The sequence below is a fragment of the Streptococcus oralis genome (genome assembly GCF_964238205.1).
Lineage (GTDB): Bacteria > Bacillota > Bacilli > Lactobacillales > Streptococcaceae > Streptococcus > Streptococcus oralis_CZ.
Genome location: NZ_CAXSLF010000002.1, coordinates 25051 through 36976, shown reverse-complemented (window position 1 = coordinate 36976; position 11926 = coordinate 25051). Strand labels below are relative to the sequence as shown.

The window sequence follows — 11926 nt, the reverse complement described above, 5'->3', positions numbered from 1 at the left end:
TTACCATTCTTTTTTATTTAGTCTTTTTCTCATTATATCACACTAAAGCAAAAAAACGAACTTTATTGCCTAAATAAAGTTCATTTTTTTAGTTTCTAGTCTAATTTCGGCTTGTAGAAGGAACGATTGTCCATAGCAAAGACTTTATTGGTCATTTCTCCCTCATCAACAAGGGCCAGAGCTGTTGTCATCATCATCATGCTGGCATCCAAATTATCAATCATATGAATAATTTCTGCTTCCATCACTCGAGGACGAACTGGACTACCATACTCAAGGAGACCATGGTGACTGAGAATGACATGGCGAAGAAGTACAACTTCTTCTCTGGTATCATCAATGCCAAGTTCCATTACCGCTTTAGTAATTTCGCTATCAATCAGAGCGATATGACCGATAAGATTTCCTCTTACTGTGTACTCTGTCTGGTCAGGACCTGTCAACTCAATAACCTTGGCCAGGTCATGCAACATAATCCCCGCGTAGAGCAAGCTCTTATTGAGCTGAGGATAAATATCTGCAATTGCTTCTGCTAAACGAACCATAGTGGCAGTATGATAAGCAAGCCCTGTTTCAAAAGCATGATGGTTGGTCTTAGCAGCCGGATAGGAGTAGAATTCCTTGTCATACTTGGTGTAGAGATTCCGAACAATTCGCTGCCAAATTGGATTTTCAATTTTAAAAATCATCTGCGCCATATACTCACGAATCTCTTTGGCATCTACTGGAGATTTAACCTTGAAGTCCGCTGGGTCATTTGGTTCGCCAGGTTGTGGTAAGCGAAGGGTGATTTGATTAACCTGAGGCGTATTGTTGTACACTTCACGACGACCTTGCATATGGACTACTTTCCCTGCTGTAAAGGTTTCAACATTGTGGGGTTGAGCATCCCAGAGCTTCCCTTCGATTTCTCCACTATCATCTTGGAAGGTGAAGGCTAGGTAGTTTTTCCCAGCACGTGTCTGTCTCAGGTCAGCTGACTTGATCAGGTAAAAGCCTTCAAAAAGCTCATCTTTCTTCATGTGACTAATCTTCATATTCTTCCTCATCTTCTTGGAATTGGAGCAAATCAAGCGCAGGCTCACCTTCTGATAACTCAATGTGACGAAGCGTTCGCTCGATAGCTGTAGTACGACGGTTTAATAAATCATCAATATTGCCAGAGGCATGTTGGAGATGTTTTTGTGCCTTGACCAGAATCCCACCAAACTTGCCAAATTCGGTTTTGACACTAGCTAGGGTTTTACTAATATGGTCGGCACTTTTTTGAATGTTTAGAGTCTTGAAACCAACTGATAGGGAGTTAAGAAGAGCCGACAAGGTACTTGGACCTGCAACGATAATTTGCTCCTCCCGTCTCAAATCATCAAAGAAAATCGGATTTCGAACAATTTCCGAATAGAGTCCTTCTGTCGGAACAAACAAGACTCCAAAATTGGTTGTCCGAGGTGGCGCCAAGTACTTACTCTTAATATCCTTAGCAAAACGCTTGACGCTTGCTAGGAGAGACTTACGACAACGCTCAATCTCGTCCTTGTCACCTGCTTCATAGGCTTCTTCCAGACGGTAATAATCTGCCAGTGGAAACTTAGAATCAATCGGTAGATAGACATATTCCTGGTCACCTTGTCCAGGTAACTTGATGGCGTATTCCACACGTTCACTAGAGTTTTCAACTGTTGCAAATTCTCGTTCATACTGGGCAGGTGTCATGATATCTTCAATGATCTGTCCCAGTTGTAGTTCTCCTAGAATTCCTCGCGTTTTAGTTCCAGAAAGAACTTTATTTAGCGCACCGACATCTCGTGCAACAGATTGCATTTCTCCAAGGCCACGATTGACAGATTCCAGTTGCTTGGAAACTGTCTCAAAAGAGGCCTGCAAGCGTTTCTGCAAGGTCTTTTCTAGCTTTTCCTCAACCGTTTGGCGCATCTGTTCCAAGCGTTGCTCATTTGATTCCTGCAAGGCCTGAAGGCGTTGGTCAGTCTTATCTCTTGTTTGGAGAAGATTCTCATTCATCTCCTGCCTAAGCTGAGTCAAGCCTTGGTGCAATTCAAGTCGCACCTCCTGCAAACGGTCACTAACAGCCACTTCAAGATTTTTTTGGTCAAGCTGACTAGCTTGTCTGGCTTGTTCAAAGCGGTAATCCAACTGGTCTGACAAATGATCTGCCTGATCCTCCAAGCTCTTGGTCAGATATTTCTCCTGCTTATCCTGCCTTTGCCAAATAAGAAAGAGGCCGGCTAGATTAGCAACTAATAAAACAACAAGTAAACTTTCCATCCTACCTCCTGTCTTTGCTATGCAAGACGACCACATAGCCATCTGGGCAATTCACCGACACTTCCCTATCTATATATTCGTTAGAAGCGTAAACTTTCTTAAAGAAAAAATTTTTCTCTGTCAACTCATACTTGGCACCGATAATGGTCAACTGACTATCCCTAACCGGCATAAAGGCCAGATAATCATAGTCCGAACGTGGTTCAAGTTGACTGGTCCCTTCTGGGCAATAGCTAATCAAGTTTTGCCCATCCTCAATCTCTATTTGACGCATATAGGGCGCCAATTTAGGATTGCTAGGCAGAAAGACATTGGCCAGCATATGGTCGATGCGACCACCTAGGGCGCCAAAAATGGTCACTCGAGCTTGAGGATCCTTTTCAAAAACCGTTAACAGTGCTAGTTCCAGATCGGTATCATCCTTCTCTGGCTGAGCTTGGACAAAATGCTGGGCATGTTCTTGAATCAACTGACGTTCTTCTACAGTCACAGAATCAAAATCCCCAACGGCTATAGTAAGAGGAAGTTTTTCCTCCAGTACCCAGAGTGAGCCACGGTCCACACCTACAAAGCAATCAAAATCTGTCCGGTAATGTCCACGATCTCCACCAGCAAAAACTGCAACTTTAGTCCAGTTGTTTTCGGAGAGCTTGCACTCGTTCATTGACATCTCCCTTAAAGACATAAGATCCTGCTACAAAAACTGTTGCACCAGCTTCCTTGGCTTGAGCAATGGTTTGATCATCAATTCCGCCATCGACTTCAATTTCAAAGTTCAAACCTTTTTCCTCGCGAAGGGCCACCAACTCACGAATCTTATCCATGGTTTCTGGCAGAAAGGCTTGTCCACCAAATCCAGGGTTAACCGTCATGACCAAGACTTGATCAACTAAGTGAAGCACGTGCTTGATAGCCTCAACAGGTGTTCCAGGATTGATAACAACCGATGGTTTGACACCTAGAGAACGAATCTTTTGAAGAGCGCCATGGATATGAGGTGTTGCCTCTACGTGAATGCTGATGATATCTGCCCCTGCACGCGCAAAATCTTCTAGATGGTGTTCAGGATTAGAGACCATCAAGTGGCAATCAAAAACCATCTTGCTATGGGGGCGAAGGCTTTCGACCACGCCTGCACCAAAGCTGATTTGTGGCACAAAGTGACCATCCATGATATCGATGTGGGCATATTCTGCCCCAGTTGCTTCTAGGCGTTTAATTTCACGTTCAAAGTTGGCATAATCTGCTGCCAGAATTGACGGAGCAATCTTGTATTGAGACATAGGTTTCTCCTTATTTTGGAATTTTTTTGCTGACTTTTTTATAGGTTTCTCTACGATTTTCAATCTCACTGAGGAATTGTAGATAGTTGTCAAAACGGAAGGTAGCAATGATACCTTCTTCGACAGCTGGTTTCACTGCGCAAGATGGCTCATGGGTATGAGTACAGGTACGGAACTTGCAGTCTCGGCTGACAGAGGAAATCTCTGGAAAGGCCTGGTTGAGGTCTTCTGACGTCGATACTTCATAATCCAGCGATGAAAAACCTGGTGTATCTGCGATTTTCCCACCATTGAGATTGTAAAAACTAACCGCTCGGGTGGTGTGACGACCGCGACCCAGACTGTCTGAGATTTCTCCCGTTTCAAGATTGAGATCTGGTGCGATTTTATTGAGGAGAGTTGACTTTCCAACACCTGTCTGCCCCATAAAGACCGTAACCTTGCCTGTCAACAAGGGTAAAAGTTCTTCTTTACTCGTCACAAAGTCGTAACCAATAGCATCATAGGTTTTCTCGTAAAAATCCAGCTCTCCCCTATCCTCTAACAAGTCCATTTTAGAAATATAGACGATAGGATGAATGTCCTTGTGCTCCAAAAGAACCAAGAAGCGATCCAACAAGTTGCTATTAAAGTCAGGTTCTTTAACGGACATAATGACAACAGCTTGGTCAATATTGACAATGGGTGGACGAACCAGACTATTTTTTCGTTCATGAATTTCCAATATATAGCCTTCTGAATTCTCCTCTGCAGAAAATTCTACCCAATCTCCAACATAGGGTGTATGGCCTTTTTTACGAAAATTCCCACGCGCGCGTGTTTGATAAACTTGACCATCACTTTCCACATAGTAGAAGCCGGCCAAGGCTTTAATGATTTGTCCCTGCATCCTAGAGTCCTTGTCCTTTAAGCGCATCTGCTAGGCTGGCAAACTCTGCCAAACTGAGAGCTTCACCACGTACACTTGGTGACAAGCCTGCCTGGTCCAAAGCCTTGGTCAGCTTGTCCTTGATTTCCTCAGTTTTCCCAAAGTAACCAGTCAAGTTGTTCCACAAGGTCTTGCGACGATGAGTGAAACTAGCCTTGGAAACCTTAAAGAAGAAGTTCTCATCTTCGACCGCAACCGCCGGTTCTGGACGACGCACCATTTTCAGGATAGCTGAGTCCACGTTGGGTGCTGGTACAAAGACCGTACGAGGCACGATAAAGGCAACCTTAGCTGTCATGTAATACTGAACCGCAATGGACAAGCTACCATAAGCCTTGGTATTTGGTTGTGCAGAGATACGATCCGCCACTTCTTTTTGCATCATAACCACAAACTCACTAAAAGGAATGCCACTCTCGATTAAGTGCATGAGAATAGGCGTCGTGATATAGTAAGGCAAGTTTGCTACTACCTTGATTGGTAAATCAGGATTTTTGAAATTCTGGATATGTTGCGCTAGGTCAACTTTTAGAATGTCCTCATTGACTACGGTCACATTGTCAAAATCACGCAAGGTATCTGCTAGGATTGGTACCAAACGGTGGTCAATCTCAAAGGCCATGACTTCAGCTGCACGCTCAGCCAAAAATTCAGTCAAGGCCCCAATACCTGGCCCAATCTCAATGACATTGACCTGGTCATCAACTTCAGCCGTATCCACAATTTTTTGAAGGATATTAGTATCCGTCAAAAAATTTTGCCCAAAGGACTTTTTAAAGGTAAAGCCGTGACGCTCCAGCACTTCCTTGGTCACGCTATAATCTGCAATTCTCATTTATTCTCTTTTCTATTTATTAGCTAAAAATAATATATAAAACCCACATCATTCCTAGTGCCAACAAAATCCAAAACACTAAAAGAACACGAGGCTTGTTCCCTTTTGAATCAGATCCAGTCATATCAAGCACTTTCTTATCTTCTTGGGGGTTCATTTTCTTCAGTTCATCCTGATAAGCATCCGAATCTAGAATATTGTCTTCTGGCAATAATTCTGAAGCATAATAATCAGGAAAGCCCATAGCAAGGCCTATTAAGTTCTTATCCGTTAGAGAAAAATCCAAATCTTTTGGCTGGTTTTCCTGAATAGCTCGGATATTTTTTAACAGTTTATCAGCGGCTACAGACACTTGGTCCATAAAAACTACATCCAAAACATCAAATCCAAGCACATCACCATCTTTTACGTTTACAAGAATATAACGGACAAAGGCATCATAGAGTTTCAAGGCTTGTGGGACATTCTCTTCTAAAAAAGACCGATTTTGGAGGGCGTTTTGCTGGAGTTTTTCAATAGAAAGCAAGATATCTACATTCTGCTCTTGGTAAAACTTTTCTGCTTGCTCTTCATCTTCTTCGAGTTTTTCTGCTGTTTCCCAGAGAGCAATAGGAGCTTTTAAATCTTCTTCATCCCAAAACAATTGCCAAAAATAGGGTATTGTGTAAATTCCCTCTGTTAAAATACGGGCTTCATCTCCGTTTTTTAAGTAAATATAACTTCTATTTGCCATATCATTTCCTTTCAAAATCTTTGAAAAAGGTTAGTGGTTCAAGTGGGATGTAGATAAAACTATAAAGTTTCCAATTTTTCATGCTCAATCGAAAACCTAGTCTTCATTGAAAAAGATGTTTCATAAAAGCACCAAGGGGCGATAACACTACATAACCAGTTTAGCCTTGGTCAGGTCATCATCTGCAATTCTTATTTATTCTCTTTACTAATGTAGTATGCTTCCGGGGTGTAATGATAGAGCAAAACAAATAAGGGAGTCTCAGTAATTCCTTCTAACATTTCTTTTAATACCTCATCTTGATGGATAATCTCTCCTGTTTTAGTGAAATAAACACCTTGTTCCCCATTTCGATTTCGAAGTTCCCAGGCCACATTATTTCCTTGGATAGACGGCAAATAACGTTCCTTTTCTAAAAAATCAAAAAAGTCTTTCACCGTCATATCTTCAGGAACATCAAATTCCATCTCATGAGACAGGACATCATCCCCCATACAGACAGAATCTCTATCAACTTGTATTTTCATTCTTTGTTTAACCGTTAGCTCTGCCTTCTAGTTCCTCACTGAGCTCTTGCATGTCTTTAAAAGCTGTTAGACTAACATAAGCACCCGCTTCATAGTATTCCGTTGGATTAATGGCATAATCAAAAACTTCAATCATGCCTCCTGCTTCTTCTATCATGCCATTCCATTTTTCATCAAAGACCATTCGCAGACGTTTCCAATCAGTAAATACTGGAACAGAATTTCGTCCATCTTTTCCTTCTTTAACTGGTATGTTGAAACTAGAATCTTTTTCCAAGACAAAGGAGCTTCCTTCCTGACTATCGTCCTTAAATTCCGAAGCAGCATCTAAAGGAATTAGGAATTTTGCTTTCGGCATAGCTTCCGAGAAGAACTTATAATAGAGCTTATAAATTACTTCTTCATCTTCTGTCGTCGGGCTATCCAATTGTCCCATCAACAACATCCATCTTACCAGATCAGGATTCATGACAGGAACTTGTATTTCTGGCAAATTAGAATAATCTGGCTTTTGAACCAAAGCCGAGGCACTGATGCTGACTTCCTTGGAATTAAAGATTGCTCCCAAGGCACCATTTAAGTAAAAGGCTGTCCCAAGAAAATTCTCAATCCCTTTTTTATCTTCCGTATTTTCAATCAGTTTTACGACTGAGTTTGGTCGACTATCAATGGTTTCCTTGAATTGGCGATACCAAGATGGCGTCAAAAGCATGATCATGGGATCCGTACAGAGATACCCCTCTTCTCCCCTGTCATAGGTCGTTGAGAAAAGGTAAGGTTCGCCTGTTTTTTCTGAATACACTGCATAAACAGAATCTGCTGCTAACAACTTATCCTTGACAATTTCTGCTAGACGCTCCAACTTGCGGGTGTTAGTTTGATAGCTTTCTTCACTTTCAGTTTCCTGATTTTGACGGCATTTCCATAAAAAGAGGCGTAAAATCTCTACGCTATCATCAAGACTAGATGCCAAATAGTCTTCATTAGTCAATTGACCTTCTTGGATGGCTACAAAAGCACGATAAAGAGCATCTGAATAGCTTGATAATTTTTGCTCTTCCTCAACACCTGAACTAAAGAGCACACTTCCTTTTTTCAATTTATCCAAAGAAGGAAGCCTATCAACCACTAGATGGGCAAGAACTTCATCAGTAAGACTATCTGCATCTTTGTTTTGACTGCTGAGCTTTTTAACCTCTACAGAGCCGAGAGCTTCCATTCCTTGGTCAGGATTGCAAAACTGCAACTGATCCCCAACCTTGAGAGTCCCTTCTAAACTCCCAACAATCAATAATTGATTCGTTTCCTTCATTGGGAACAAATCTAAAATTCCAATACATGCATTGTTTTTAAATTCATCTATTTCATTCTGTGCTTCAGTTATTTCAGTTGCCTCTGCAGTTTCCGTCTTTTTTAAAAAATCAAAGATTCCCATAACTTTTCCTCATTAACTCCACACAAGCCTAATCCCGTGGAGCACTTTTCTAATGCTTGCTATCAAGCCTGATTAAACCGTATATGATTACTTCTATTGTATCATATTCCCCCTACATTTTGGGACGGTTTCTCAATTCTCATACGATTTCATGGCATCTTCAACTTCAGCTAGACTGATGCCAAATAATTCTAAACGCTTGAGAAGTTGTTTACCATTGGAATAACCGATACGAAGATTCTCTCCTAGATATTCTCTGCGTTTTCGGCTGTCTGCTCCAGCTAGAAACCCTAATCGGATCAAGTCACTACGGCTAATATCAAAGTCACTTTCCGCTTCAAACTGCTCTGTGACTTGTTCCAGCGCTGTTTTTAAATCTTCATAACTGCCATGTTCGATTCCTAGGGAACGTCCTCTGGTCTTGGACTTTGGCACTGCCTCATCACGTTTTAGAAAAGCGTGTTGAACTGTTGGAACAGCCGTCATAATCATCCGGCGAATGCGTTCCCCATTAAAGTCAGGATCTGTAAAGACAATCACCCCATGACGTTGGTGTAGACGTTGGATTCGTTCAAGATCTTGCTCATTGATAGCAGAGCCACGAGTCTCATAGGTCTCCACATCAAAATAACGTTTGAGATTGGCCGTATCATCACGCCCTTCGACTACGATGACTTGGGAAATTTTCTTTTTCATAATTTACTTTCCAGTCCAAAAATTCGTTCCGCATTTACACTTGTCGCAGCAGCTAATTCTTCTGTCGATACGCCACGCAAATCTGCAATAAAGTCCACTACATAGCGCGTGTAAGCTGTCTTGTTTTCACGACCACGCTTGGGAACGGGTGCCAAGTAAGGCGCATCTGTCTCCACCAAAATCTTATCCAAAGGTAACTCTTTGGCAGCCTCCTGAATGTCTGTCGCTTTTTTAAAGGTAACCACTCCAGAAAAGGAAATGGTCATACCTAACTCCACAAACTTTTCAGCCCATTCCAGAGAACCTGAGAAGGAGTGCATGATACCACCACGGGGACCGACTCCCTCACTTTTGATAATCTCATAGGTATCTTCTAGCGCATCACGGGTATGGACCACAAAAGGCAAGTCCAGTTCCTTAGATAGCTGAATCTGACGGCGGAAAACTTGCTCCTGCACTTCTTTAGGGGCTGTCATCCAGTGATAGTCCAAACCAATCTCACCCAAGGCTACAACTTTAGGATGTTTTAGCTTGTCCAACAGGTATTTCTCAACGTCTTCTGTATAAGTCCCTGCTTCTGTCGGATGCCAACCAATCGTCGCATAAAGTTGGTTATATTCTTCCACCAATTCTAAGGCACGTTCAATGGTTGGTTTGTCAAAACCAACAATATTCATCCGAGTCACACCCATTTCAGCCGCTAAGGCTATTTCTTCTGCTTCTCTTCCTGAAAATTCTTCCACATTCAAGTGGGTATGTGTATCAAAAATCATGTATATTCCCTCGTTTTTTCTACCTTCTATTATACCAAAAAACTAGTCTCATTCTTATAGGAAAAAATATTTTAAAATCACTCACTTTTTCTTGACGACTTATTTTCATAGCAGTATAATAACTCTTGTTGAAATTTTCAGAAAAGGAAAGAAAATGTTTACGAAATTAAAATATACCTTTATTGGTCGTCCCCTTAAGTCCTTAACTGAAGGCGAGGGAGGACTACTTGGAAAAACACAGGCACTTGCAATGCTCTCAAGCGATGCCCTTTCATCTATCGCCTATGGACCTGAGCAGGTCGTCCTTGTCTTGGCTAGCCTTTCTCCCCTCGCTATTTGGTGGAGTCTTCCTATCGGCATTTTTGTCCTCTTGCTACTTGCTAGTCTAACCATTTCTTACCGACAAATCATTCACGCCTACCCTCAAGGTGGGGGTGCCTATATGGTAACACGAGAAAATCTTTCTCCTGAGCTCGGTTTGATTGCCGGTGGAAGCTTGCTTGTTGACTATATGCTAACAGTAGCCGTATCCGTGGCCGCAGGGGCTGATGCTATCACAGCAGCACTTCCTGCTCTCCATCCCTACAACCTCCACATCTCCATTTTTTTGGTCTGTTTGCTCATGCTTTTGAATCTGCGAGGCTTGAGGGAATCTGCTAGTTCTCTGATGATCCCTGTCTATCTCTTTATCTTTAGCACGGTCTTCCTCTTATTGTTTGGCTTATTCCAACTGTTGACAGGTTCTCTCAGCTATCATGCAACTTCTGCAATTGGTCAAACTGTCCCAAGTCTCTCAATCGTCCTGATTTTAAGAGCCTTTACCAGCGGTTCAGCTTCATTAACCGGGGTTGAAGCAATCTCAAATGCTGTTCCATTTTTCAAAACTCCTAAAGAGAAGAACGCTGCTCAGACACTGACCATCATGTCTCTGATTCTTGGATTTCTATTTGCAGGAATTACCTTCCTAAACTACTGGATGGGAATTACTCCTCAACACGGAGAAACGATCCTTTCACAAATGGCTAGAGGGATTTTAGGGGATTCTGCTCTCGGTCAGGTTGTTTATTATCTCTTCCAATTCTCAACTGCTCTAATCCTAGCCGTTGCTGCAAATACTGGTTTTTCTGCCTTTCCGATGTTGGCTTACAATATGGCTAAAAACAAGTACATGCCCCATCTTTTTATGGAAAAAGGAGACCGCCTTGGTTATTCAAATGGTATTTTGACCTTGGCCTTCGGTGCTATAATCCTTCTGCTCATTTTCAACGGAAATACAGAACGCTTGATCCCTCTTTATACCATTGGAGTTTTCGTACCTTTTGCACTTTCTCAAACAGGAATGATTCGCCACTGGAAAAAAGAAAAAGGCTCTCATTTCTTGAAGTCAGCTTTTGCAAATATCCTCGGAGCCATCATTTGTTACGCTATCGTTCTTATCCTACTCTTCTTCAGACTTGGAGATATCTGGCCCTTCTTCCCAATTATCCTAGTCTTAACCTTCCTCTTCTTGTCCATCCACAGTCATTACCAAAAAGTGGCCAAACAGCTTCGACTTTATGAAGGAATTCAAAAGAAAACCTACGATGGCAATATCGTCCTTGTCTTAGTGGGAAATGTTACCCGAGTCAGTGTTGGAGCGATTAATTACGCTCAAAGCATTGGAGATGAAGTTTTGGCCATGCACATTTCCACCAAGGAAACCGAAGAAAAAGACCAAGAAATCCTCCAAGAATTTGCCGACTACTTCCCAAATATCACTCTAAAAAACATTAATACTAGCTATCGCGATATCATCACTCCTACAGTTCGCTATGTTCGTAAAATCTCTCAAGAAGCCAAGAAAAAGAACTACACAGTTACAGTTCTAGTACCCCAATTTATCCCTAACAAACCTTGGCAAAATATCCTACACAATCAAATGAGCCTCAAATTAAAATATGCTCTCAGATGGCACGAAGATGTCGTCGTTGCCAGCTACTCTTATCATTTGAAAGAATAAAGAAAAGCTCAAAATCAGAAATTCACCTTCTGATTTTGAGCTTTTTTCTATATGCTGTCTTTCCAATACATCTGCTGAAGTTTTTATTCTAAAAAAGGTATTTTGGAAAATTCACTTTTTTAGGCAACAGAAAAGCCAGTAGACTCGAGTTCCTACTGACTTCTTTGTTGAATTCGTTTGGATTATGCAGCCAAAACTTTGCGTCCTTTACGACGACGAGCTGCCAATACGCGACGACCGTTTTTAGTTGACATACGGTTACGGAATCCGTGTTTACGCGCACGACGTAGTTTACTTGGTTGATAAGTACGTTTCACGATGAATACCTCCTCATAGATTTTGTATTCGTTTAGCCGGCTATAAAGTGATCAGTTACTAAACATACTTTACTATTCTATCTGATTCTTTCGCATTTGTCAATAGCTCTGACAAAT

General features: G+C 41.7%; 13 protein-coding genes. 1 reads left to right on the top strand and 12 read right to left on the bottom strand.

Features of this window, described 5'->3' with window-relative positions:
• Positions 1-95 precede the first annotated feature (95 nt).
• From ACESOD_RS03900 to ACESOD_RS03850, 11 genes are all read right to left on the bottom strand, one after another.
• Positions 96-1037, bottom strand: a complete 942-nt coding sequence (locus ACESOD_RS03900) for a 3'-5' exoribonuclease YhaM family protein (protein WP_000703215.1) — start codon at positions 1035-1037, stop codon at positions 96-98.
• Positions 1027-2283, bottom strand: coding sequence for a DNA recombination protein RmuC (rmuC, locus tag ACESOD_RS03895; protein ID WP_373094127.1), 1257 nt, complete (start codon positions 2281-2283; stop codon positions 1027-1029). The genes ACESOD_RS03900 and rmuC overlap by 11 nt, the downstream gene beginning before the upstream one ends.
• Before the next feature lies 1 nt (position 2284).
• The gene (locus tag ACESOD_RS03890) at positions 2285-2947 is read right to left on the bottom strand and encodes a thiamine diphosphokinase (protein ID WP_373094126.1); all 663 of its coding nucleotides are present in this window, start codon (positions 2945-2947) and stop codon (positions 2285-2287) included.
• The gene (gene rpe, locus ACESOD_RS03885; protein WP_000085013.1) at positions 2910-3566 is read right to left on the bottom strand and encodes a ribulose-phosphate 3-epimerase; all 657 of its coding nucleotides are present in this window, start codon (positions 3564-3566) and stop codon (positions 2910-2912) included. Before rpe ends, ACESOD_RS03890 begins: the two co-directional genes overlap by 38 nt.
• 10 nt (positions 3567-3576) lie before the next feature.
• Positions 3577-4455, bottom strand: coding sequence for a ribosome small subunit-dependent GTPase A (gene rsgA, locus ACESOD_RS03880; RefSeq protein ID WP_373094124.1), 879 nt, complete (start codon positions 4453-4455; stop codon positions 3577-3579).
• Position 4456: 1 nt separating this feature from the next.
• On the bottom strand, positions 4457-5329 hold the full coding sequence (rsmA, locus tag ACESOD_RS03875) for a 16S rRNA (adenine(1518)-N(6)/adenine(1519)-N(6))-dimethyltransferase RsmA (protein ID WP_373094122.1): 873 nt from the start codon (positions 5327-5329) through the stop codon (positions 4457-4459).
• Between the two features lie 19 nt (positions 5330-5348).
• On the bottom strand, positions 5349-6062 hold the full coding sequence (locus ACESOD_RS03870; RefSeq protein ID WP_373094121.1) for a dimethyladenosine transferase: 714 nt from the start codon (positions 6060-6062) through the stop codon (positions 5349-5351).
• Positions 6063-6253: 191 nt separating this feature from the next.
• Positions 6254-6589: a hypothetical protein gene (locus ACESOD_RS03865; RefSeq protein WP_373094120.1), complete on the bottom strand. Its 336-nt coding sequence runs from the start codon at positions 6587-6589 to the stop codon at positions 6254-6256.
• 7 nt (positions 6590-6596) lie between these two features.
• The gene (locus tag ACESOD_RS03860; protein ID WP_373094118.1) at positions 6597-8024 is read right to left on the bottom strand and encodes an SseB family protein; all 1428 of its coding nucleotides are present in this window, start codon (positions 8022-8024) and stop codon (positions 6597-6599) included.
• A gap of 132 nt (positions 8025-8156) precedes the next feature.
• Positions 8157-8720 (bottom strand): ribonuclease M5, encoded by a 564-nt coding sequence (rnmV, locus tag ACESOD_RS03855; protein ID WP_373094117.1) that lies wholly within the window; start codon positions 8718-8720, stop codon positions 8157-8159.
• A complete protein-coding gene (locus ACESOD_RS03850) occupies positions 8717-9493 on the bottom strand; it encodes a TatD family hydrolase (protein WP_373094115.1) in 777 nt (258 codons plus the stop codon). Before ACESOD_RS03850 ends, rnmV begins: the two co-directional genes overlap by 4 nt.
• Positions 9494-9647: 154 nt before the next feature.
• On the opposite strand from ACESOD_RS03850, the gene ACESOD_RS03845 reads away from it, so the two are divergent.
• The gene (locus ACESOD_RS03845) at positions 9648-11492 is read left to right on the top strand and encodes an APC family permease (RefSeq protein WP_373094114.1); all 1845 of its coding nucleotides are present in this window, start codon (positions 9648-9650) and stop codon (positions 11490-11492) included.
• A gap of 182 nt (positions 11493-11674) precedes the next feature.
• Here ACESOD_RS03845 and rpmH read toward each other — a convergent pair whose 3' ends face one another.
• Positions 11675-11809: a 50S ribosomal protein L34 gene (gene rpmH, locus ACESOD_RS03840; protein WP_000831905.1), complete on the bottom strand. Its 135-nt coding sequence runs from the start codon at positions 11807-11809 to the stop codon at positions 11675-11677.
• Positions 11810-11926 lie beyond the last annotated feature (117 nt).